Genomic DNA, 22,577 nt, shown 5'->3' on the forward strand with positions numbered 1-22,577 from the left:
ATTGCAATGGTTATATATTTAAACCATAACCAGTCAATCGTGTCATATACGATATGAAGAAATACATTTTTGGCGCGATAATTTCCGTTTCTATACTCACCTTTAGCTCATTCACGTTTATAGGCAACAGCGCCAATAACGCTTCTTTTAAACAGGAGTTTTTAGACCTGATAAACAAAACGCGAGGTAAGGGCTGCAAGTGTGGCAGCACATATTATCCCCCTGCCCCACCCTTGGTATGGAACGATGACCTGGAAGAAGCAGCTAATGGGCATGCGAAGGACATGGCCAAACAAAATTATTTTAGCCACGAAAGCAAGGATGGCCGAACCATGAATACCCGCATTGTTACCGCCGGTTATATATTTAAAGGATGGAAAAGTTTTGCAATTGGCGAGAATATTGCCTTTGGACAAACCAGCATCCCCGAAGTAATGGCGGGATGGTTTAAAAGCGAAGGCCACTGTAAAAACCTGATGAACCCGGGCTTTAAAGAAGTTGGCGTAGCCGAATATAATAACTATTGGGTACAGGATTTTGGCGGCCGCGAAGCGTTTAGCGAGGAACAGCAAAAATTGATTAAAAGCGGCAAGTACCGTTTGATACAAAAAGGGCCCGGATATTAATTATTCGGGCTTTTCTACTTTTTCTACTTTTGGGCCGCGCAAGTGTAGCACTAATCCATTCAAGAAATTACGCAGTAACTGATCTTTACATGGTTGAAAGTTTGGATGGTCTTCGCTCCGGAAGATGGCGCTCAACTCCGTTTTAGTAGTGCGAAAATTAGCCAGTTTTAGTATCTCGACGATCTGGTCATCGCGAAGCTGAAGTGCCACGCGAAGCTTTTTCATGATATCGTTATTGCTCATGCTGCAAATATAAGTTATTGTTAGTTATCCATCCAACCCATCAACTGCATAACCCGCGTAAACTCGTCTTGCAATTTCGCCTTTATAATTACCTCTTGCCCCGTAACCGGATGCATAAAGCTCAACTGTGAGGCATGCAGCAGCATGGTTTCCATCTCCCAGGTTCCTTTAAAAAATTTGTTCTGCTTATTGCAGCCGTGTGTGCGGTCGCCAATAATTGGGTGGAATATGTGGGCAAAATGCTTGCGGAGTTGATGCATCCTTCCCGTCTCCGGCGATGCTTCTATCAGCGAATATCTTGAGGTAGGATGGCTGCCAAAAGGCACATCCAGTTCTGCCCTTTGCAGGGTAACGTATTTTGTTAACGCTTCCTGCAAGGTGCCGTTCTCTTTACGCAGCGGGTAATCTATCTCCTCGGCGTCGGGCGTATAACCACGTAAAACGGCAAGGTATTTCTTTTTTACGCGGTTATCCATAAAGGCTTGCTGCATGGCTATCTCGGTAGGCTTATCAAAAGCGAATAGCAATACCCCTCCTGTTTTCCTGTCTATGCGGTGCGCCGGGTTAACCTTTTTGCCTATCTGATCGCGCAGCATCTGCAACGCAAATTCTTCGGCATCGGCAGCGATGGCTGAACGGTGCACCAGCAAACCATGTGGCTTATTAATGGCAATTAAGTTATCGTCCTGGTATAGTATTTCAAGCATAAATCAGCGTTAAAAATGGAGGTGTCTCAGGGTGTCCCATTGTGTCTCACAGTGGGACACCCGCTTAAAACATATAAGTAATTTATATACATATAGTTATGAATATAAATTAAAGTTTAAAATGAAGCAATTTTTATTTTATTTAAAACGCAAATATTTGATTACCAGCATTTTACAATTTACAAATACATCTTGTCATAAAAAGTGGGACAGTACAATGCATCTATCCAATCGCAAACTGAAATTGCCCGGTAATTTGGTTAAGCACATTGCTCTCGCCCGGTGTCCTCGGTAGCGGGTCTATCACAAAAACGGGGCTTTCCTCGTATCGCGAAGCAACACAAATATGCGTATCGCCGGCATGCTCGGCAAACATTTTAAGTGCAAGATCGGGGCAATTGTTATCCTTTGATAAATGCGCCAGCAAAACGTGGCTCATGTAATCAGGTTTATATTCGATGAACATATCCAGTGCCTGCTTATTGGATAGGTGCCCCTTCCCGCCGCGGATACGGCGTTTCAAAAAGAACGGATACCTGCCCTGCTCCATCATTTCCTCGTCGTAGTTAGCTTCCAGGAAAATCGCGTGGCATTGCGCTAAATGGCGGATCAGGTGTTCGCAGGGAGCGCCGATATCGGTAAATACCCCTATGCGGGTATCGCCGTTGCTGATCATGAAACTGTGCGGTTCCACAGCATCATGGTGTTTGGGGAAAGGCATCACCTCCAGGCTGCCTATCCTCACCGACTCATACGACCGCAAACTAACGCAAAGTTCACGGGGTACATCGCCGCAATGGTGAATGGTGCCATCTGTAACATAAACCGGCAGGCGGTATTTCTTAGCCAGTACGGCAAGGCCCTTTATATGGTCAGAATGCTCGTGTGAAATAAAGATGGCTTTCACCTTTTGCATAGATAGCCCAAGGCGCAGCATCCGCTTTTCGGTTTCGCGGCAGGATATGCCGGCATCAACCAGCACGGCTTCGCGCTCGTTACCAACGTAATAGCAATTGCCGTTACTCCCCGAATTCAATGACGCTATAAACACCGGCATAATTACAAAGTAAACCATTTTAGCCAAATACTAAAAGCTTTAGCGCAGTTAATTTTCAACAGAATAATATTTCGTTAAACAAATTTAACTTACATAACATTAACACTAATGCCCGCGGATATTAACTATTATTGTATTGAAAAACGTTTGTACTGATGCTATCTGAACCCACCTACCTCCCGGCCCGTATAGTTGCACCCGAAATTGAGGCGCATTTTAAAAAGCACCAGTTGGCAGCACAAAGTATCCCCGGTAATAATGTGGCCACAGCACCTGATGAACATATTGTTGAAGTGGTGATAGATACCGCGTTTTGGGCAAGCATGAGGCGCGAGGAAGGGCGTTCTCCTAATATTTCGCTGGCGTTGTTGCAACCTTCACAATCCGACAAACCCTTGATCTTTGGAGAAAAGCTAAGATTAACCACACAAAATCTGATCAAGCTGGCCCCTGCGGTTGAGCAGCCTGGCATTCACCTGGGTGTTTGGCCGGATGGCGACGACCTGTTTATCTGGGGAACCACCCATAGCGTGCCTGCTATCTGCTTTGTGTTAGAAGTGATAGAACCGGGACTGTTGGTGATAAAACACCGACGGGTTGATGGCTTTGGCAAGTTTGTTAACGTGGCCGTTTTGCAAGGCGACCAAATAAAAGTATTAGATGAAGCCACCATGGGTGTAGCCGATTGCCCGCAGTTGCTTAAATCGCTTGCCAATATGCCGCTGCCATCCTATATGGGCGAGTCATTTAATGTATTGGTACAGTTGGCGGCATCTATGCGCCAGCATAAACGCGGTGGCTTGGTGCTGATGGTACCCGCAGGCACAAGCAAATGGAAGGAATCTATCGTACAACCTGTAAAATACCCAGTGATACCCGCCTATGGTTCAATAGAAGAACTGATGGCGCTAACCGAACAAGAACGCAAAAAACTGGAATGGCAGGAATCATTACTGGAAGCTATTGACTTGATAGGCGGGTTTACCGCTGTGGATGGCGCAACCATCATCACCGATAAATACGACTTGCTGGCGTTTGGCGCAAAAGCCGCGCGCTCTGAAAGCAGCATACCGGTGGGACAAATTATCATGACAGAACCCGTTGCAGATGGTAAGGCAGTTAGGATGCACCCTGCCCAAAGTGGTGGCAGCCGCCATTTAGCAGCCGCCCAATTTGTAAGCGACCAGCACGACGCGGTGGCTTTGGTAGCCTCGCAGGATGGGCAGTTTACAGTATTTGCATGGTCGGTAGAATTGAACATGGTGCATGCCCACCGGATAGACGTATTGTTACTTTAGAAGATAATAAAAAGCGAACTCCGCTCCCGTTGTTCCAGGTTGCTGCTGCGGTGACCTTTGCCTGTGGTATCTTCCATTAATAGCACCTCGCCCTGTTGAAAGTCACGCTTTTCGCCGGTTGAGGTTTCTATCTGTACACCGCCATCCAACAAAACTACGTATTGCTTTTGGGGCGCGTTATGCAGATCATTATATCCCGCAGGTACTTTCCTGAACTGTACTTGCTTAACCCCTACATTGTCTGACAAATGCCCTATCGGCCCTTTATCTGTTAACGGATATTCGATCTTATCGAAGCAGCTTTCGCCATGCTCATCTGTATATACGCGGGTTACTTTAAACGTTTCCATGCAGGACTAAAATTCTTTCCCATTCAGGATGGCGCTTCAAAAAGTACTGCACGTATGCACACATTGGCACAAGCTTTAAACCCTTCTCGTCTATGTATCTAAAAACCTTTTCTACCATGGCAGCTGCAATGCCGCGGCCTTCCAGTTCGGAAGGCACCTCAGTATGTACCAGGTATATCTTGCCATCCTTTAACCTGTAATCGATAAACGAACGTTGGCTGTCTACCACAACTTCAAAGTTGTGGATTGCTTCATTATTAACAAGTTCTATCTCCCCGTAATTCATTTTCTTACTTTTTTAAACTGGCGCGATGTCCATAGCGCCAGTAAATAATCGATCAATTTCTTCATTTGAACACAAGTTGATTTGCCAATGCAATTTCGTCAAAACTTATGGTATGCTGGCGCCCTTTGTATATTTTTAAAGTCACGTTTGCATTCATGCCTTTTACCACTGCTACGCTCTCCTGTACCCTGCTTACCGGCACATGCGGGTCGGGGTCTCCGGTGGTAATCAGTATAGGTGTACCTGCAAAATCGCCTTTGTAATTGGCAATGTTCAGCTCCTTGCCTATCAGCCCACCTGTAAAAGCTGCCGCGCCGCCGTATTGTTTGGCGTTACGGGTAATATATTCCAATGTTAAACACGCCCCTTGCGAAAACCCTGCGAAGTAAATTTTATCCGCGGTAAAGCCATCGGCCATCGCCTGTGCTACCACTTCATCAATCACCGCTAAAGCGGAACTTAATGCCGGTTCATTGTCTTCAACAGGGGCTAAAAAGCTGTAAGGGTACCAACTGTTATTCGTGGCCTGGGGTGCGTAAATAGCTATATCCTGCGCGCTAAACTCGCCGGCAAGCCGCATAATATCTGGTGCAGAAGCGCCCCTGCCATGTAACATGATGAGGGCAGCTTTCGCATTGGCGACTGCTGCGCCGCCAATGCTTATTTGTTTGCTGTGTGCGTACATTACTTAGTCTAATTTTGGTAACGTTTTTTCTAAATGGCTGCGTAAACGTTCGTGTTGCTCAGGCAATTTCAGGTTTTGGCCTAACTCTTCAATCGCTTCGTCAGCGCTAAAGCCGGGGTTATCCGTAGCAATCTCAAACAATACGCCGCCCGGTTCGCGGAAGTATAAGGAGTAGAAGTAGTTTCGGTCTATCTTATCGGTAATGTTTAACCCTAACGCGGCAATTTTATCGCGGTATTGCATCAACACTTCCTCGTTTTTAACCCTAAAGGCCACGTGGTGAACAGAGCCACCTGCGACATGCCCGGCAATTTCGCCCTGCACTTCTACCAGGTCTACTATATTAGCACCATCCACCGCATCGGTTACAAAACGGTAGCGGTTTACGTGCTGCTCCAGTAATTTATAGCCAAACACATTGGTCAGAATATCGGCGGTTGGCTGCATTTTGTTGGTAGTGACAGTCACATTGTGGAAACCTTTAGTAGCGTTATCCGCCTTTATGTCGTCTGTTTCCCATGGCAAACGGGTGTCTAATGACTTTGAGGCTATCAACTCCAGTTTTAAACCATCAGGGTCTAAAAAGGTAAGGTATTGCTCTCCAAATTTTTCAGCTACCTTGTTGTAGGTTACATTGTGTTTTTCGAAACGTTTCAACCAAAAGTCAAAGCTTCCTTGCGGCACAGAGTAACCAATTTCAGTTGCCTGCCTTGCGCCTCTCCTGCCTGTTTGTACACCTTCCCATGGGAAGAAAGTTAGGATTGTGCCGGGCGTACCCTGCTTGTCGCCATAGTATAAGTGGTAAGTTTCGGGATCATCGAAGTTCACGGTTTTTTTAACCATGCGCTGGCCCAATACTTTTGTGTAAAAATCGTAATTGCGTTTGGCATTGCTTGCAATTGCTGTGATGTGGTGGATGCCGTTTATTGTATTTTCCATGATTGTGTGTGTTTTATATTTATGTGTAAGTTTCTGTTTAAAATTCAAGTGTGCCGAATAAGCCATTTTTATAGTCCTCAATGGCTTGGTTGGTTTCTTCGATGGTGTTCATTACAAAATTGTCTTTAGCGGCAACCGGCTCGTCAATTGGCTCGGCGCTCAGGAACAGGATTTGCGTATCTTCTTCGGTGGTGAGGATTATCTCTTCATTATCCTGTTCAAATACCACCAAATTATGCTGGCCAACTGTTTCCTGATTTACGGTTACGCCGCCTTTGGCTATGTAAAGCAATGTCCAGTATCCTGGTGTTGCTATCATTTGTACCTGTTTGCCCTGCGCTATTTCGCCCACTATTGATACAACCGGGGTTATGCTTTTTATCGGGCCGACTTGGCCGTCATAATCACCGCTTGCCAGCCTTAAGTTCACGCCATCTTGCAGCAAAACGTTTGGCTGCTGCATTTTAGTGGCCGATTGATAGCTTGGCTCATCCCATTTATTTGCTTTGGGTACGTTTATCCAAAGCTGGATCAGTTCTTGCGTGCCACCGTTCTTCAATAGCTCGGCTGTTGGGCCTTCGCTGTGTAAAACGCCTTTGCCGGCAAACATCCATTGCACATCGCCTGCTTTGATGGTGCCGCTGTGGCCTGCGCTATCCTTATGGTAACCTTCGCCCTGTAGCTGAAACGTAACCGGTGCAAAGCCGCGGTGCGGATGCGGGTGAATCCTTAACTCCTGCCCCGGCGTAATTTGCTTTGGCCCCATATGGTGCAGCACAACAAACGGATTAGCAAACCTGAAATCCATGTGAGGCAATGGCTGCCTTACGGTTTCATCTTTAGTTATTTGCTTTTCCCTGCCTGCAAGTATGTGTAGGATTTTCTTTTTCATATCTCTTTGGATTTGATATAACAAAGATAGCCTGCACACGCACGCAGCCCAATAATGTAGGTTAAGGCCAACACTTATGGCAGATTAAGAAGAAAACTTAATGTAGGTTAAGAGGGAAGAGCAGACTTTTGTTTGGAGTGAGGAACGTTAAAAGTATAATTTTATATAGGTTCTTCGATGGTATCTCGCCCTCCGCTCCTGCCCCTCGCAACCGCCAACCTTATTTAACAATCTGCGTGTTCAACATCTTGCTCAAAAACTCGGGGGTAACACCAATGTATGATGCCACCTGTTTTTGCGGAAGGGTTTTGATGAGCGACGGGTAAAGCTGGCAAAAGTTAGCGTAACGCTCCATTGCCGCAAAGATGGCATTGTCTATTTGCCTGTGCTGATACGTGGCAATGGCGTTTTGCCCTATAATACGGTTAAAGCGTTCAAACTTGGGGACTTTAATATTCAGTTCTTCAAAGTCGTTTTTATTGATGAAGATGTATTCGCTATCGTCAATCGCGTCTATATTGAGGCGGGCGGGTTCGGCGGTAATGTAGCTGCGCATATCGGTTATCCACCAACCCGCGGGGGCAAACTGCAGCTCGTGCTCAGTGCCGTTCTTGTCAACCGCGTAACTGCGCAGGCATCCGCCGGTAACAAAAATTATTTTGGCGCTGATGTCGCCTTCCTCAAGTACAAACTGCTTGCGTCTGGCTTTTTTATAGTGGAGTATAGATAATAGCATCTGCTCTTCCTGCTCATCAAGCGTTACGTATTTGGCAATACTATTAAGCAAAAGGCTATTATCCATCGGCATAAATATATTAAAATTAGCTTACACCTTTTTAAATAAGGCAATACCATTATGGCCGCCAAAACCAAACGTGTTACTTAAGGCCACGTCGACTTTTTTATTGATAGCTTCTTTAATTACGATATGCAAATTAGAAGGCACCTCAGGGTCTATCGTGTGTGTATTGATGGTTGGCGGGATAATGCCATCTGTAATAGCTTTTATAGCGATGATAGATTCTATCGCGCCGGCAGCACCCAACAAGTGACCGGTCATAGATTTTGTCGCGCTTACGGCAAGGTTCTCGTTACCGCCAAACACCGCGCTTATCGCCTTAGATTCGCTTAGGTCGCCCACTGGGGTCGAGGTAGCGTGTGCGTTTACGTAATTTACCTGATCCGCATTCAAACCTGCATCATGCAGGGCATATTTCATTCCCTGGATAGCGCCTTTACCTTCAGGATGGGTAGCGGTAATGTGATAAGCGTCAGATGTCATAGCTGCCCCGGCAACCTCGGCATAGATCTTAGCGCCACGGGCAACAGCATGCTGGTATTCTTCAAATACTAATACACCAGCGCCCTCGCCCATCAAAAAGCCATCGCGGTCCACATCAAACGGACGGGAAGCTGTTTCGGGCGAATCGTTACGGTTTGACAGCGCTTTTAAAGCATTATAACCACCAATAGAAGCTTCACTGATAGGTGCATCGGCACCACCTGTTATAATAATTTTGGCTTTACCCCAACGGATATAGTTAAGGGCATCCATTATAGCGGTATTGGCAGATGCACAGGCCGATACGGCAGAAAAGTTGATCCCCATATAACCGTATTTGATAGAGATAAGGCCCGAAGCCATATTCACCAAAGTTTTAGGGATAAAGAACGGATTGAAATGTGGCTGAAAGCCATTAGCAGCATAATCACGCACCTGCTGTTCAAAAGTTTCGAACCCACCCTGTGCCGACCCCATGATAACGCCTATGTCAAACGGCGACATTTTATCCAGATCAAAGCCCGAATCCTCGATAGCCTCTTTGGCAGCAACCAAGGCGTATTGGGTGTACAGGTCGTTACGTTTTATCTCGTTACGGTCCAGGTGCTCCAACATTGTAAAATCTTTTATCTCTGCGGCAAAGTGGGTTTTGAAACCGCTCGCGTCGAAACGGGTAATGGGCGCTGCATTGCTGCGGCCGTTAACAATGTTTGTCCAAAAACTTTTAATATCGTTCCCGGCAGGAGATAAAACGCCCAGGCCCGTAATAACAACTCTTTTCATGCTTAATATACTGCTAAAAACCGGCCAAAGTTTTAATACCCCGTGCCGCTGCAATTATGGGCGCAAATGTAAATGAATATGCGCTTAAATAAGCAATCGATCAGTAAACTTTTCGGTACGTTTTAGGGCATTATTTGTAAAAATGGTAAATTGCGCCTTTATTATTATACTATGCAAGAGTTACAAGACCCATTTGACGTGTTAGTAAACGGAGTTGTTTACGCCGTTTTCCCCGAAGAAGATAATATTTATACCATATTTAAAGCCGGCACCGAGTTTGGCAAAATAGAAAAGGATACCGATAATGTTTGGCTAATGCTAAACCCAGAAACCGATACTCCCATGTTTGATAACAACGCCGAGGTTGATGCGATAGGCCAGGCCATAACCAACTATGTGCCCGAAGAGGAAGACGAAGATGATGAGGATTTTGAATAAGAAACATTATATTAGGCCCACCAATCAATAACTCAAATGCAAAGACGCTCATTCGTTAAAGGATCATTAATAAGTGGCGTAATTGCTGCTGTAGCTCCTGCTGTTGCCACGGCACAATCTAAACCACATTCAAACAAAACACATTCGGCAGAATATTATGAACTAAGGGTTTACACTTTTAAAGATCAGAAGCAACAACAACTTACCGAAGATTTTTACAAGGATGTTTTTGTCCCTCTTGTAGCAAAACAGTCTCACCAGCCCGTTGGCGTTTTTACCGAAATGAACCCAACCGGCCAAACAAAGCTTTATGTTTTTATCCCGTACAGTAGCCATACTCAATTAGAGGTTTTTAACAATGAGTTGGAAAACAATAAAGATTACTGGAAACTTGGCTCGGCTTATTTAAATGCCCCTGCCAGCGACTCTGCCTTTGAACGCCTGGATACATCTGTTTTAAAAGCATTTAAACATATGCCCAAAAAACAACTGCCACCACGCGAACAACGCATATTTGAACTTCGCCAATACAAGAGCGCCAGCGAAGCCGCCGGTAAAAAGAAGATAGAGATGTTTAACGACCAGGGTGAAGTGGATATTTTTAAACGCCTTGGATTTAAACCCGTATTTTTTGGCGAAACCATTATAGGCGATAACCGCCCAAACCTAACCTACATGGTCACATTTAAAGATATAGATGATAAAGGCGCCCGTTGGAAGAGTTTTGGAGGTGATGCCGAGTGGAAAAAAATAAGCTCAGTGCCTGAATATACCGACGCCCTACTGGTATCAAAAATAACCTCAACTATGCTGGTACCTACTGCCTATTCGGCGATATAATTAAAGATTGCAAACGTAGCCCAGAATCTTTTCCCTTGTTTTAAAGCCTACACGTTCGTAAACCCTAATAGCAGGATTATCGGCAAGCACATGCAAGAAAGGGATCTTACCTGCTGCCATAATGCGTTTGATCTGTTCATTAAGTAATATGCCAGCGTAACCTTTGCCGAGATGATGGGGATGGGTGCAAACCGCGCTGATCTCAACATAAGGCAATGGCTGCATCCGCTGGCCTGCCATGGCAATTAATTCACCATCCAAGTGTATGCCTGTGTATTCGCCAAACTCTATGGTGCGTTGCAGGAACGGGCCCGGCGCGGTTAGCGTAGTTAAAGCGATCATTTCGGTGATATGGGTATTATCCAGTCCGGTTATCGCTACCCTGTTTTGGGTAGGCGGCACCGGGCCTTCATAAACCATCTGTTTCATTTCAAAAGCCTTAACAACTTTCCATGGCTCGGGAAATTTTATTTCCGTCTGTCTAAAGAAAACGTACGGGCCTTTATCTGGTACCATGTCCTTTAAAGCATCAAAATCACCGTCGGTATAATCTTTTAAACCTGCAAAAGGCGCTACATCCCTTTGAAAATAAACCATGTTACCATTCACAGCAGCAAGGCTTTTGCTGCCAGTTGCAAGGGCATTATAAATGGGATTATCGAGTAAGTGCTGCATATAAATAATTGATGTGCAAACTTAATCGATAGCTGCATATTAACCAACATTCCCGTGTAAAGTAGTTTCATTGCTATAATTTGCAGGCAGTTAATAATTATATTAGTATGCTAATTAACGTTACCTTTATGTTGGTTACTTTTATCTGTAATACCAACTTTTCTGCAATTATAATTGTAGTTATATTTCATACTAATAGAATTCTAAGCCGATCCGATGACTAAAATAATGCCGCCGCCGGCAAATACCTATTCTGCTATTTTTAAAATAGCAGATGAAGTTATTATCGCCAAATACGCACCAGCCTGCGTTGTTGTAAACGATGTATTCGATGTGATCCAATCCCGTGGCAAAACCGATAACTGGCTTGCCCCTGTTGTGGAAGGCACACAGGTAAACCTGCTTAAAACAGCACGCGAAGGTTTGGTCTTTGAACTACGCTACTTGCTTCACCAGGCAAAAAAAACTAACATCCCATCTTTAAAACACAATATTTTATTCCTGCGACCGGATGGCCAACAGTATGTTGACATAGAGGTCACCCCTATTATTAATGCTGATGGCATACACTTTTTGGTAGTATTTAAAGAGGGTACGATGTATGCAGACAAGGCACAATCGGCAAAAACACAAAGCCGTTTGAGGATAGAACAGTTGGAAGATGAGCTTAAGCAAACGCATGCCGATATGGCATCGATATCTGACGAACAGGAAGCCATTTACCAGGAACTGCAAAGCGCAAACCTTGAACTATTAGCCAGCGGCGACGAGAAGCAAATTATAAATGAGGAACTGGAAACCTCTAAAGAGGAGTTACAAAGCACCAACGAAGAAATCATGGCTATCAATGATGCCCTGAGCGACCGTAACGACGAACTCACCTACGCCCGTACCTTTACCGATGGCATTATCAATACTATTGGCGATCCGCTTATTATATTAGACGAACACCTGCGGGTTAAACAGGCTACCAACGGCTTTTACAGCAAATTTAAAGTGGATGAAGCCGAAACAGAAGGCCGCTATATTTATGACCTGGGCAACCAGCAATGGGATATCCCGGCGCTGCGTACCATGCTGGAGAATATTTTGCCACAGCAAAAGGTGGTGCTTAATTACGAGGTTACGCACATTTTCCCTTCTATCGGCCGTAAAATAATGAATTTGAACGCCCGGCAATTGGAGAAAATGAACGGCGAATTGCTGATACTTTTAGCCATTGTTGATATTACCGACAAGCGCAGGATTGAAGAAGGCCTGGCCGAAGTTGAAAAACTTTTTGCAGAAAGCAAAGAACGCTTAAAACTTGCTGTTGACGCCGCCGGCCTGGGCACTTGGGATTACAATTCAATAACAGGCGAACTGATCTGGGACCATCGGTGTAAAGAAATGTTTAACCTGCCTGTAGCAGATGAGATAACGTATGACCGTTTTATTGCGCTGATATTAGCTGAAGATAGAAAGAAAGTAGATAAAGCACTTAAACGCGCCTTGAACGGGCTTGATGGTGGTGAGTATGATGAGGAGTTTCGTACCACAGGCACAGATGGCAACAAGCTAAAATGGCTAAAATTTAAAGGCAAGGCGTATTTTGATGAAGCAGGTATAGCTTACCGCTTTGTTGGCACTTCGCTGGATATTACTGTGCAAAAGATGCTGGATGAAGCAACTATCGAATTGCTTAAGCAAAAGGACGACTTTATGAGCATTGCAAGTCATGAGTTAAAAACGCCCATTACCAGTTTAAAGGCATCGCTGCAACTGCTGGATAAAATAAAAGATGCCCCGGCATCGCCTATTCTAAGCAAACTGATCTCCGTTGCCAACAAAAGCATGGAAAAGGTAAACAACCTGGTTACCGACCTGCTGAACGTAAGCAAATTAAACCAGGGGCAATTGCATATCCTTAAAAGTGAATTTAGCATAGGCAGCGTTATTGATGCCTGCTGCCATGATGTACGCGCGGAAGGTTTATATAGTATCATTACTACCGGGAATGGATCGTTAAAGGTTTTTGCGGATGCCGGGCGAATAGAGCAAATTTTGGTAAACTTTGTAAACAACGCTATCAAATATGCCCCGCTATCTAAAGAGATCATTATTACTGTAGTGAAGATGGATAGCACGGTAAAAGTATCTGTAAACGATAAAGGGCCGGGCATCGCTGCAGATATGGTCCCTCACTTGTTCGACAGGTATTACCGGGTTGATAAAAGCGGCACCCAATATTCGGGTTTGGGCTTAGGTCTGTACATCTGTGCTGAGATCATCAAAAAACTTGACGGCGACATTGGCGTAGACAGCGAAGTTGGCAAAGGCAGCAGCTTTTGGTTCACTATCCCGCTGGCACAATAAAAAAAGCCCGCAACTTCTCAATTGCGGGCTTAAACCAAATATAAAATTAACCAATAATCTTTATTGTACTAATACTATATGCTGGTATGGCTGCAAGTATAAGTTTCCACCTAAAGTTACAGCCGCATTTGTAAAAGCGTTTTTCCAGCCTGCGCCTGCCAATGCAGGGGGCACTGTATAAGTGGCGTTATTGCCACGTATGTTAGCTATCACCAAAACCTTTTGTTTATCGTTAGATTTTGTGAACGCCGCCACATTATCGCTGCTGTAAACGCTCAAGTCGCCGGTTTTAACCGCATCGCTGCCCGCGCGGAAGTTTAGAATGCTCTTATATTCGGCAGTCATATCCGGGTTGGTGCTCCAGTCGATAGGTGTATTGTAGAAGAAATCGATCTTTTGGGTAGTACCCACTTCCTGGCCATTGTAAATCATCGGCACACCTTTCATGTAAGCCGTTACCAGGAATGCTGCCATGGAACCTGTTTTGCCGCCGTAAATATTAACGGGACTACCATCGCTCAGGTAAACATCGTGGTTGGTTGTGTACCTAACTACCTGCGAACCTGGTAATGCCGACGCATACTCCGTAGTGTTTGTGTTTTGCAGCACGCTTAACGAGTTGGATGCATCAAATACTTTGTTTTTAAGGTCGTAGTAGTAACCCATCCCATATACCATCTGGAAACCGGCCTTAAAATGATCGGCACGGGTACCTTCGGCAAGCATCATTAGCTTGTGGGTGGTAATGCTTTTCATGGCGTCATTAGCTTCCTTCCAAAAATCAAGCGGTACAAAATCGGCGGCATCGCAACGGTAACCATCTATATTGGCATTATAAACCCAGTATTTCATGGCATCTATCATCGCGGCACGCATTTCTTTGTTAGTGTAATCGAGCGCTATTACGTCAGTCCAGTTGGTTCCTGCGGGAGGTATAAAATTGCCTTTATCATCCTGCTTATACCAGCTTTTATTGGCTGTCCAGGCGTTATCCCATGACGTATGGTTGGCAACCCAATCAAGCATTACGGCCATACCTTTTGCGTGCGCGGCATCAACCAAAGCACGCAGGTCATCAAGCGTACCAAATTCGATGTTAACAGCTTTGTAATCTTTAACTGAGTACGGCGAGCCCAAGCCACCTGCAGATTTTACAACCCCTACCGGGTAAATCGGCATCAGGTAAACTACGTTTATGCCAAGGGCTTTTATGTTATCGAGTTTTGCGGTGACGCTTTTAAAATCGTGGTTCTCGCTGAATGCACGCAGGTTTACCTGGTAAATCGCGGCATCTGTTGTGGTAGGCACGCCGGCAAAGGGCGTACCGTACTGCGCGTAGGCAGGATCAGTTTTAACGTTATTGTTGCTATCCTTTTTACAAAAACTGAAAATGGTAACGAGCGATAAAAGCAGCAGTTTCATTAGTGTTGGTTTGAATTTCATGATATCAAATTAAATAGGGCGATGGCTGGCACCGCCCCATAAATTAATTTTTCTTTAATTTAAAGTTGTAGTTTGAAGGGTCGTGCAGATCAAGCGTGATAGTGTAGTTACCATCGGCGGGCACCGTAATGTTGTTTACCTTATCGTTATAGCCATATACCGGGCTATCTGCATAAGCAAGGTCACCATCGGCATTCACACCAAAATCTATCGCCCAGGCGTTGTTAGCCCTAAACTTGAACGAACCATCTTTCTTCATATCGCAGGTTACGCTCCAAACTTGTTTTGCAGGGTCGTAAGCAAGCTGGGTATCGGTGTTCCAACCACCGGGTGAAGCATCACCCAATATAGACCACGTAGTAGGCACTGCCGACCATGTGTTGGAATTTAAGTTGATAGATACCTGCATGTAACCGGGTCCCGGTGCTACCATACCACCTGCTAAACCATCTTCGGTAACGGTGTTGTTGCCGCTATCGCCATAGTTTATGTGGTTCCAATCCTGCGCGCTGGTAAATTTAAAGTAGTAGTTATCTGCCACAGGCATATAAACGTAGCCCTCATAAATCTTCGGTTTTAGGGCCGCAGCAGTTGGTGCCTCACCGGGGTTCCATCCCTGGTAATTGCCAGGAATATAAACCAACGGATAAACGGCAACAGGCTGGTAAGCCGTAACCTTTAAAGTAAGTGCTTTTGTATAAGCGTACTGATCCTGATACGATTGGATCCTGACTACCATTGTGCCCTGTGTGCCGGGCACTAAACCCATGGTAAGCGCCATAGTGTTAAGATCTTTACCTAAAAAAGATTTGCTCAGTACATCTTTGCCTACCACAACTGTTTTGGCGTTCGCCCAGGCATTGTTACCAACGGTATCGGTAGGTACATCTATTTGCAAGGTGTACGTTACCGATGCCTTAACCGGGTATTTAACTGCCGGCCATGAAAACGATACAACTGATGTTGTATCGTTAGACTTAGCAAGGGTTACCGCGCTTGTGGATACAGTTGGCTCGGTAACAAATGAAACTGTTGCCAGCTTGGTTATCTCAGCCTCCTTTTTACATGCCGCAAGGCCTGCGAAAAGTACAATTGAAAGGTATATTAATTTTTTCATGTCTGTTTTTTGATTAATAACCGGGATTTTGTTTTAATGTAGGGTTTGCATCAAGCGCGCCTGTAGGAATAGGGAATATTTGCTTGTAGGCAGGTGTTGTTGGTACGAAACCATGCGCTAAAGTAAACTTGCCAAAACGGATCATATCCTGCCTGCGGTGGCCTTCCATGTTTAGCTCAAAGCCACGCTCGTCGTAAATGTTATCAAGCGTTGGGCTGGCAATGGTGCCCAACCCCGCACGTGTGCGGATCTGGTTTATGAACGGTGCAGCTGCACCGGGGTTGCCTAAACGCACATTACATTCTGCCTGCATCAGCAAAATATCGGCAAACCTGTAAACCGGGAAATCGTTTGAAGCGCCACTGGCATCAACAGGTGCAGCCGGGAAAAACTTAACATCCCTGATGCCATCATCGGGTGCTGCACCGGGGTCGATGAGTGATGATACATCTTTGGTGTAAGTTACACTGCCCGCCTGCGCGCCAACAAGGAATTGCTTTTTACGTACGTCTTTATCATCAAACTTATCGTAAAATTCTGATGGGATAACAGTACCATTCCAACCGGCAAAGCCAATTAAAGCTGTGCCATTGGCGCTGTTTAAGCTGCGGATACCTATAATATTACCACTAATAACGTTTTCGGTTATGAATAACGCCAGGATGGTTTCATCATTAGGGCACACATCTCCAAACAATTCAAAGTATTGCGAACCCAACGGGCTGCTTGCGTTTAACGCGCCACTGTGTAAGGTAAAGCCACCTGTTGCTACTTTATTACAAACTGCAAGTGCATCGGCCCAACGCGGCGTACCAGTATAAACCTCCGCATTCATGTAAAGCTTGGCCAATACAGTGTAGCCTGCCCATTTGTTAAAACGGCCATAGTACTGTGTACCACGTGTTTCAGATAACAGGTCTACGTTTTCCTTTAATTCTTTCTCAATAAAGGTGAAAACTTCGGCACGTTTTGCCTGCGGTATTTTGGATACATCGGTATTGTTATCGGTATAGAACGGCACATCGCCAAAATCATCTATAGCCAAATAATATAGCCATGCCCTTATCACCTTTGCTTCGGCAATTTTGGCCGGGTCGGCCTTTGCTGCGGTAAGTTGGGTTACAGCAAGGTTAGCACTGTAAACAGACGAGTAGATCCAGTTCCAGGTATTGTTTATGATACTAAGGTTTGTTTGTGCGGTACGGGTATAAAGTTGCGCGAAATCAAGCTGCCAGTCGCCGGTGTTGCGGTGAGGTATCACCTGCTCGTCGCTCGAGTATGAGTTAAGATCGTACCAGCAGTTATCGCGGCCTGCATAGTTGCTGCCCCAGCTGCCTGTTACCTTGCTGTAAACGTTTGCCAAAGCAACATCGGCACCCGCCGGCGACGCGTAAAATTCGTTAGTGCTGTATTTATCGTAAACGTTCTCGTTAACCTTGGTACAACTCTGGGTAACCAGGCCAATAATTGCGGTAACTATTAATATTTTTTTCATGATTGGTTATTTTAAAACAACATTTAAGCCTACAGAAAAAGTACGGGTACGTGGGTAGATCCCATTATCTACACCTGATGAACTACCGCCGCTTGCATCCAATTCGGGATCTAAACCGCTGTAGCCGGTAATTAAGGCAAGGTTTTGGCCGGTTAACGATACACGGAACGCACTGATGTATTTGGCCTTCACGTTTATACGGTAGCCAAAAGATAGGTTTTCCCATCTTAAATAAGAGCCGTTCTCTAACCAAAGGTCCGATCCATATTCTGTAGAAGCGATGCCCAGTGGTACCGAGCTTTGCAGCAGGTTTGATTTACCCAGGTTTTCTAACAAGCTAAATTTTTGCCTGATGCTGTTGTAGATCTTATTACCACCCGATCCGCGCCAAACCATTGATGCATCAAAGTTTTTATAGCTAAAGCTTGGGGTAAAGGCGTAAGTGTATGTAGGCAAAGCCTGGCCTTCCTCTATCCTATCCGGGCTTTGAACGCTGGTATCAAACTTGCCGTCCTTGTTTTGATCTACCACGGTTTCGGCATTGTTAGCATTTTTGCCGTCGTGTTGCAAGATCAGGTAAGTACCAATCGGCTTACCCTGTATCAGGTAGGCATTGGCACCCCAGGCAACGTAGTTGGTAGGGATATCGTACCCCTGGATGTTACCACCAAGGCTTACCACTTTATTCTTCATAATAGACCCGTTCCCTGCAAGGGTTAAGGTCATATTGCTGTTACGTATTACCGCGTAACTTAAAGCAAGCTCTAAACCCTGCTTTTTTAAACTACCCACGTTTGCAAGTATATTACCTGTTAAAAACGGCCCAACAAGTGGCACGGTGTAGTTAAACAAAAGGTTATCTGTCCGTGACGAATAAGCATCTACGCTACCGCTAAGCCTATCGTTAAACATCGAAAAATCTAAACCTAAGTTGGTTTGCTTAACTGTTTCCCAACGTAAGTTAGGGTTTGAGTTTTGGGTGGCCGCATAGTTAGGGATAATGGCACCTCCAAAATAAACCGAACCTGCCTGGCCCACCAACGGGATAGAGTTGTAAGGAGTAATACCTTGCTGATTACCTGTTACACCATAACCGCCACGCAGCTTCAATGAGCTTACCAGGTTTTGATCCTTCATAAAATCTTCCTGATCTATGCGCCATGCAAGTGATGCCGACGGGAAGTTGGCCCATTTGTTATTCACACCAAATACGGTTGAACCATCGCGCCTAAAGCTTGCGGTTAACAGGTATTTGTTGTTGTAGGAATAGTTTAACCTGCCTAAAAACGACACTAATCTTCTTTGATTTTTGTATGATGAAATATCACCAACGGTAGCTTTTGAAATATCGCCTAACTGCAACGCGTTGTAGGTGGCAATATCATTAATAAAGCCTTTGGCCTGGGCAAAATTACCATTGTATGTCTGGGCTTGCCATTCATAAACTGCAGTTGCATCAATATGATGCAAGCCTAAATCATGTTTGTACGTCAGGTTGATATCCATTAACTTCTCATCGGTATGCTTGTTGTTAACATTGGCAACACCTTTAAAATCAATGGCCGATTGTATGGTTGATGAAACCGGCGCGTAATAGCCCGAGTTTTCATCTACCTTTCTCCAACTGCCGAACCATCCTGCCGACAAACCTTTATAAAGTTCCAGGTTAGCGCTTAAGCTTCCAAAAAGGTTATTGATATTATTATCGTTTTTGATGGTAGTAGCAACCGCATATGGGTTGGTGTACTGGAACACGTTAGGGTCGCGGTAAAAAGTACCATCGGCGTTTAATACAGGGTCTGTTGGCCTTGCTACGTATGCCTTGCTTATGAGGTTTGAATTGAACGCGACATTACCCACCCCGGTTGGGCTGTAAGTAGTCTTGTTAATACCGCTGTTCAGGTTCATGGTAAGCGTTAACCTGTTATCTAACGCTTTTTGGGTTGCTATGATACGGCCTATATATTTTTTGTAGCCCGAGTTGATAACAATACCCGTTTGATCTATAGCGGTTACCGACGCACGGTAATTAAAATCGTTAGCGCCACCGCCAAATGCCAGCGTATGGTTTTGCGTAACACCGTTTTGGGTAAGGATGTTATACCAATCGGTATTTGAGCCGTGGTTGGCAGATGCATCTACACCTTGTGCAGCAGCTTGCGCTGACCAACCGGCGGCGTCTAAAAAGTTCAGCTTTTTAGCAATTACATCTAACGAGGTATTCTCGGTAATTTCCACACTGGTTTTGCCCGCTATACCTTTTTTGGTAGTAACCAATATAACACCCGGCGCACCACGCGAACCGTAAATGGCCGTTGCAGATGCATCTTTTAGGATGTCTACTGATGCTATCTCGCTTGGCGGTACCTGGTTTAACAGATCAAGGTTACCCTGTATCCCGTCAACAACAACCAGTGGGTCGTTACCGCCCTGTAGCGATGTAATACCACGGATCCGCACACTTGGCGATACACCCGGCTCGCTACCTACCTGCGAAATATTAACGCCGGCAGCTTTACCGGCCAGCTGTTGCAACGGGTTGGTAATTGGGCCGGGGTTTAAGTCCTTAGCGGCAATGTTAGATACTGCTCCGGTAATGTCCGACTTACGGCTTGTACCATAACCCACAACTACTACTTCGGACAGTGATTTCGAATTTTGCGCCATCTGGATGGTGAGCGGCGTATTGGCAACCATTGTTTTTTCGGTTACGTCATAACCAACAAAGGTTACACTTACCACAATGGCCTGCTGCGCGCTCTTTACTTCAAAAGCACCGTTTACATCTGTAGCGGTAGCAATTTCAGTACCCTTTACGCGCACAACTGCCCCCGGTAAAGGCTGGTTGTTCTCATCAACCACTTTACCCTTGAAGGGTGCATTTTGCGCAAAAGTAAGGGTAGCACAAAGAAAGAAAAGCACGGTCAAGCCGTACTTGAATAAGGAAATGTGTTTCATTTAAAACGGTTTAATTGGTTTAATAATTGGGCTGCCGTTTTGAGAGCGGCAACAGTATCAAAGTAAAAGAGCTTTACCTGCACATACAATATGTATGGAAACCAATATTAAAAAAACCAAGCGGCTTAATATAATAAATAATTGATAATCAATAATTTATACGACTGTCATCTAAGGGTTTGTATAGATTATTACGAATCCAATATCAATATAGACCGTCTTTAGCACACTATACACCAGAATTTTCGGGAAAAAATAGAGCATATTGCTGCCAATAACACCGGGTTTGTGAACAAAACAAAAAATTAAATTGTTACCGGCAGATCTTTAACCGCTTTAATGCTCATCACCTTTTCTTCAAAAAGATCGTTAGACACAAAGGACCGGTTCTTTACTTTGGTTTTGTAAGTGTAAATGGTATTAACGGAATAGTTAAGGATCTTGGCGATAGTTTCGTTCTCATCTATCCCTAACCTTATTAGCGCGAAGATGCGTAACTCGTTATTCAGCAGGTGCCCTTCGGCAAGGTGCGTTTGATGGTCGGCATCAAATAGCAGATTAAAATCTTCTACAAAGTTGGGGAAGATGTTCAGGAATACTTTATCAAAGCTATGCGAAAGGTTCTCGCGCTCAAAGTTAGTATTAAGGCGGTTCAGCACCAATTGCACTTCGTCGTAGCGCTTCTCTTTCACTATCTTCTCTATCGAGCGTTTCAGTCTGTCTATCTTCTCGATATAATCTGAGTGAATGTTGAAGAAGTTGCCGATGTATTCATCCTTGATCATGTTAGCCTCATCCAGCTTTATATTAATATGCGTAAGCGAGCGGTTGGCTTTATCCAGCGTAACGTTAACTTTCGTTAACGATTCGTTTGCGGTATTAAGGTCGTTGTTCTTTTTTACAATGATCTCGTCTGCAATACGTAGTTTCTTTAACTGGCGCGATGTAATTACCGAGAAGATGATAACCACCACAATCAACAAAGTAATGATGGACGCATACATCATCAGCGACCGCTTCTGCTTCTCTATTCCATTTATCTTTTCGTTTTCGATAATGGGCAATATGCTGCTTATTTGTGCTTCGCGATGGCGGGCGCCGTAAAAGGTAGCATCACTTATAGCGTTGTGAATGTAGAGGAATGCATTTTTTGTGTCACCTTGCTCATACAATCTTGTTGCTAAATTTGTAAGCGCTACCGATTCTTTAGTGGAGTGTACGTTATCGATGATGGCTGCCTGAAACAAATGCTGCATCCCCATATCATTATTCTTATTTACAAAGTAGATATAGCTAAGGCAACTGAGGTTAACCGCGCTATCCTGATAGGTTTGCGGTAATTTCATAATAGCCAGGTAAGGCGCCAAAGCTGCTTTATAATCTGCACTGCGTAAGGCTTTTAGCCCGGCTGCCGACAAGTACTCATAGGTATCCGGCTTGTGTGCGTTTAATATCGAATCGCAATATTTGAGGCCTATAGCGCTGTAATGGTAGTAATAATCGTCTATCTTATCAAAATCGCCAATATCAAAATGGCTGCGTGCCTGTAAAAACAAGTATTGAAATTTCTGCTGATCATTCAAGTAACGGGTATTTACCTTGCTCAGGGTATCAAGCCCCTCTTTAAACATCCCGGCAGATACCAGCACAAAACCCATATCAACCTTGGCGTAATTTATCTTGTTTTGGTCTTTAAGTTGGTAGGCACAAGCGTTCAGCTTTTTGCTATACACATAAGCAGAATCGTGCACGAAAGATTTATAGGCGTCAAAAAGTTTCTGGTAGTACCCATACCTCGCGTTAAGCGACGAATAGTTTGCCTTAAGTTCAAGTTTGATCCTGTCAATTGCAGCGAACCTTGCCTGATCGTTTTGCTTTTTATTATCGAGGATGGTATTAAGCACCTTTTGCAGGCTATCAATTTTATCTGCAGCCTTCACCGCTCCTGCCTGCATGAACAGCACAAGCAAAATACTGCAACAACTTAGTATAAATTTATATCTGGCACCGGTTCTCATTCACTAAACTTTACAATAATTGGTACTGCAAAATAAGTAATTTATGTGATGAAAGAGAAGATGCGCCGTATTTCGCGTGCAACAATTATA

21 protein-coding genes are annotated in these 22,577 nt (G+C 44.6%); 5 read left to right on the forward strand and 16 right to left on the reverse strand.

From position 1 onward, the window contains the following. Window positions 1-53 precede the first annotated feature (53 nt). Entirely contained in the window at window positions 54-626 is a 573-nt protein-coding gene (locus tag ABIB39_RS13790; RefSeq protein ID WP_354430743.1) for a CAP domain-containing protein, read from the forward strand. Here ABIB39_RS13790 and ABIB39_RS13795 read toward each other — a convergent pair whose 3' ends face one another. The 3 genes from ABIB39_RS13795 to ABIB39_RS13805 all read right to left on the reverse strand — a co-directional run bounded on the left by ABIB39_RS13795 (window position 627) and on the right by ABIB39_RS13805 (window position 2,651). Beyond that, window positions 627-869, reverse strand: a complete 243-nt coding sequence (locus ABIB39_RS13795) for a DUF1456 family protein (protein WP_354430744.1) — start codon at window positions 867-869, stop codon at window positions 627-629. 20 nt (window positions 870-889) lie between these two features. Next, window positions 890-1,576 carry a pseudouridine synthase gene (locus ABIB39_RS13800; protein ID WP_354430745.1) on the reverse strand — a complete coding sequence of 229 codons (687 nt, stop codon included), beginning with the start codon at window positions 1,574-1,576 and terminating at the stop codon, window positions 890-892. Window positions 1,577-1,799: 223 nt separating this feature from the next. Next, a complete protein-coding gene (locus tag ABIB39_RS13805; RefSeq protein WP_354430746.1) occupies window positions 1,800-2,651 on the reverse strand; it encodes an MBL fold metallo-hydrolase in 852 nt (283 codons plus the stop codon). 137 nt (window positions 2,652-2,788) lie between these two features. Here ABIB39_RS13805 and ABIB39_RS13810 point away from each other — a divergent pair, with 137 nt between their 5' ends. Then, the gene (locus ABIB39_RS13810; RefSeq protein ID WP_354430747.1) at window positions 2,789-3,931 is read left to right on the forward strand and encodes a putative sensor domain DACNV-containing protein; all 1,143 of its coding nucleotides are present in this window, start codon (window positions 2,789-2,791) and stop codon (window positions 3,929-3,931) included. On the opposite strand, the gene ABIB39_RS13815 is transcribed toward ABIB39_RS13810, so the two are convergent. The 7 genes from ABIB39_RS13815 to fabF all read right to left on the reverse strand — a co-directional run bounded on the left by ABIB39_RS13815 (window position 3,928) and on the right by fabF (window position 9,148). Continuing rightward, window positions 3,928-4,281 (reverse strand): cupin domain-containing protein, encoded by a 354-nt coding sequence (locus ABIB39_RS13815; RefSeq protein WP_354430748.1) that lies wholly within the window; start codon window positions 4,279-4,281, stop codon window positions 3,928-3,930. The genes ABIB39_RS13810 and ABIB39_RS13815 overlap by 4 nt on opposite strands. Next, window positions 4,268-4,567 carry a GNAT family N-acetyltransferase gene (locus ABIB39_RS13820; RefSeq protein WP_354430749.1) on the reverse strand — a complete coding sequence of 100 codons (300 nt, stop codon included), beginning with the start codon at window positions 4,565-4,567 and terminating at the stop codon, window positions 4,268-4,270. The genes ABIB39_RS13815 and ABIB39_RS13820 overlap by 14 nt, the downstream gene beginning before the upstream one ends. 61 nt (window positions 4,568-4,628) lie before the next feature. After that, window positions 4,629-5,252: an alpha/beta hydrolase gene (locus ABIB39_RS13825; protein ID WP_354430750.1), complete on the reverse strand. Its 624-nt coding sequence runs from the start codon at window positions 5,250-5,252 to the stop codon at window positions 4,629-4,631. Between the two features lie 3 nt (window positions 5,253-5,255). After that, entirely contained in the window at window positions 5,256-6,191 is a 936-nt protein-coding gene (locus ABIB39_RS13830; protein WP_354430751.1) for a ring-cleaving dioxygenase, read from the reverse strand. Window positions 6,192-6,228: 37 nt separating this feature from the next. Continuing rightward, entirely contained in the window at window positions 6,229-7,083 is an 855-nt protein-coding gene (locus ABIB39_RS13835) for a pirin family protein (RefSeq protein ID WP_354430752.1), read from the reverse strand. Between the two features lie 220 nt (window positions 7,084-7,303). After that, entirely contained in the window at window positions 7,304-7,885 is a 582-nt protein-coding gene (locus ABIB39_RS13840) for a Crp/Fnr family transcriptional regulator (protein WP_354430753.1), read from the reverse strand. 24 nt (window positions 7,886-7,909) lie between these two features. After that, a complete protein-coding gene (gene fabF, locus ABIB39_RS13845; RefSeq protein ID WP_354430754.1) occupies window positions 7,910-9,148 on the reverse strand; it encodes a beta-ketoacyl-ACP synthase II in 1,239 nt (412 codons plus the stop codon). A 171-nt stretch (window positions 9,149-9,319) separates the two neighbouring features. Between fabF and ABIB39_RS13850 the strand changes: the two genes are divergently transcribed. After that, the gene (locus ABIB39_RS13850) at window positions 9,320-9,586 is read left to right on the forward strand and encodes a hypothetical protein (RefSeq protein WP_354430755.1); all 267 of its coding nucleotides are present in this window, start codon (window positions 9,320-9,322) and stop codon (window positions 9,584-9,586) included. 36 nt (window positions 9,587-9,622) lie between these two features. Then, window positions 9,623-10,426 (forward strand): NIPSNAP family protein, encoded by an 804-nt coding sequence (locus ABIB39_RS13855; RefSeq protein WP_354430756.1) that lies wholly within the window; start codon window positions 9,623-9,625, stop codon window positions 10,424-10,426. Here ABIB39_RS13855 and ABIB39_RS13860 read toward each other — a convergent pair whose 3' ends face one another. Next, window positions 10,427-11,101 carry a GNAT family N-acetyltransferase gene (locus tag ABIB39_RS13860; protein ID WP_354430757.1) on the reverse strand — a complete coding sequence of 225 codons (675 nt, stop codon included), beginning with the start codon at window positions 11,099-11,101 and terminating at the stop codon, window positions 10,427-10,429. Between the two features lie 216 nt (window positions 11,102-11,317). On the opposite strand from ABIB39_RS13860, the gene ABIB39_RS13865 reads away from it, so the two are divergent. Next, the gene (locus ABIB39_RS13865; protein WP_354430758.1) at window positions 11,318-13,456 is read left to right on the forward strand and encodes an ATP-binding protein; all 2,139 of its coding nucleotides are present in this window, start codon (window positions 11,318-11,320) and stop codon (window positions 13,454-13,456) included. 60 nt (window positions 13,457-13,516) lie between these two features. On the opposite strand, the gene ABIB39_RS13870 is transcribed toward ABIB39_RS13865, so the two are convergent. From ABIB39_RS13870 to susR, 5 genes are all read right to left on the reverse strand, one after another. Beyond that, a complete protein-coding gene (locus ABIB39_RS13870; protein WP_354430759.1) occupies window positions 13,517-14,899 on the reverse strand; it encodes an alpha-amylase family glycosyl hydrolase in 1,383 nt (460 codons plus the stop codon). A 43-nt stretch (window positions 14,900-14,942) separates the two neighbouring features. Continuing rightward, a complete protein-coding gene (locus ABIB39_RS13875; protein ID WP_354430760.1) occupies window positions 14,943-16,016 on the reverse strand; it encodes a SusE domain-containing protein in 1,074 nt (357 codons plus the stop codon). Window positions 16,017-16,029: 13 nt separating this feature from the next. After that, entirely contained in the window at window positions 16,030-17,511 is a 1,482-nt protein-coding gene (locus tag ABIB39_RS13880) for a RagB/SusD family nutrient uptake outer membrane protein (RefSeq protein ID WP_354430761.1), read from the reverse strand. A 6-nt stretch (window positions 17,512-17,517) separates the two neighbouring features. Then, a complete protein-coding gene (locus tag ABIB39_RS13885) occupies window positions 17,518-20,469 on the reverse strand; it encodes a SusC/RagA family TonB-linked outer membrane protein (RefSeq protein ID WP_354430762.1) in 2,952 nt (983 codons plus the stop codon). 305 nt (window positions 20,470-20,774) lie between these two features. Next, window positions 20,775-22,424, reverse strand: coding sequence for a SusR family glycan utilization regulator (susR, locus tag ABIB39_RS13890; protein ID WP_354430763.1), 1,650 nt, complete (start codon window positions 22,422-22,424; stop codon window positions 20,775-20,777). Window positions 22,425-22,577 lie beyond the last annotated feature (153 nt).

Origin of the sequence: Mucilaginibacter sp. UYP27, assembly GCF_040547175.1 — a bacterium.
Taxonomy (GTDB): Bacteria; Bacteroidota; Bacteroidia; order Sphingobacteriales; family Sphingobacteriaceae; genus Mucilaginibacter.

Coding starts and splice junctions, on each gene's coding strand:
- ABIB39_RS13790 (WP_354430743.1), top strand. CDS start 54: ATGAAGAAATACATTTTTGGCGCGATAATTTCCGTTTCTATACTCACC.
- ABIB39_RS13795 (WP_354430744.1), bottom strand. CDS start 869: ATGAGCAATAACGATATCATGAAAAAGCTTCGCGTGGCACTTCAGCTT.
- ABIB39_RS13800 (WP_354430745.1), bottom strand. CDS start 1,576: ATGCTTGAAATACTATACCAGGACGATAACTTAATTGCCATTAATAAG.
- ABIB39_RS13805 (WP_354430746.1), bottom strand. CDS start 2,651: ATGGTTTACTTTGTAATTATGCCGGTGTTTATAGCGTCATTGAATTCG.
- ABIB39_RS13810 (WP_354430747.1), top strand. CDS start 2,789: ATGCTATCTGAACCCACCTACCTCCCGGCCCGTATAGTTGCACCCGAA.
- ABIB39_RS13815 (WP_354430748.1), bottom strand. CDS start 4,281: ATGGAAACGTTTAAAGTAACCCGCGTATATACAGATGAGCATGGCGAA.
- ABIB39_RS13820 (WP_354430749.1), bottom strand. CDS start 4,567: ATGAATTACGGGGAGATAGAACTTGTTAATAATGAAGCAATCCACAAC.
- ABIB39_RS13825 (WP_354430750.1), bottom strand. CDS start 5,252: ATGTACGCACACAGCAAACAAATAAGCATTGGCGGCGCAGCAGTCGCC.
- ABIB39_RS13830 (WP_354430751.1), bottom strand. CDS start 6,191: ATGGAAAATACAATAAACGGCATCCACCACATCACAGCAATTGCAAGC.
- ABIB39_RS13835 (WP_354430752.1), bottom strand. CDS start 7,083: ATGAAAAAGAAAATCCTACACATACTTGCAGGCAGGGAAAAGCAAATA.
- ABIB39_RS13840 (WP_354430753.1), bottom strand. CDS start 7,885: ATGGATAATAGCCTTTTGCTTAATAGTATTGCCAAATACGTAACGCTT.
- fabF (WP_354430754.1), bottom strand. CDS start 9,148: ATGAAAAGAGTTGTTATTACGGGCCTGGGCGTTTTATCTCCTGCCGGG.
- ABIB39_RS13850 (WP_354430755.1), top strand. CDS start 9,320: ATGCAAGAGTTACAAGACCCATTTGACGTGTTAGTAAACGGAGTTGTT.
- ABIB39_RS13855 (WP_354430756.1), top strand. CDS start 9,623: ATGCAAAGACGCTCATTCGTTAAAGGATCATTAATAAGTGGCGTAATT.
- ABIB39_RS13860 (WP_354430757.1), bottom strand. CDS start 11,101: ATGCAGCACTTACTCGATAATCCCATTTATAATGCCCTTGCAACTGGC.
- ABIB39_RS13865 (WP_354430758.1), top strand. CDS start 11,318: ATGACTAAAATAATGCCGCCGCCGGCAAATACCTATTCTGCTATTTTT.
- ABIB39_RS13870 (WP_354430759.1), bottom strand. CDS start 14,899: ATGAAATTCAAACCAACACTAATGAAACTGCTGCTTTTATCGCTCGTT.
- ABIB39_RS13875 (WP_354430760.1), bottom strand. CDS start 16,016: ATGAAAAAATTAATATACCTTTCAATTGTACTTTTCGCAGGCCTTGCG.
- ABIB39_RS13880 (WP_354430761.1), bottom strand. CDS start 17,511: ATGAAAAAAATATTAATAGTTACCGCAATTATTGGCCTGGTTACCCAG.
- ABIB39_RS13885 (WP_354430762.1), bottom strand. CDS start 20,469: ATGAAACACATTTCCTTATTCAAGTACGGCTTGACCGTGCTTTTCTTT.
- susR (WP_354430763.1), bottom strand. CDS start 22,424: ATGCAGGCAGGAGCGGTGAAGGCTGCAGATAAAATTGATAGCCTGCAA.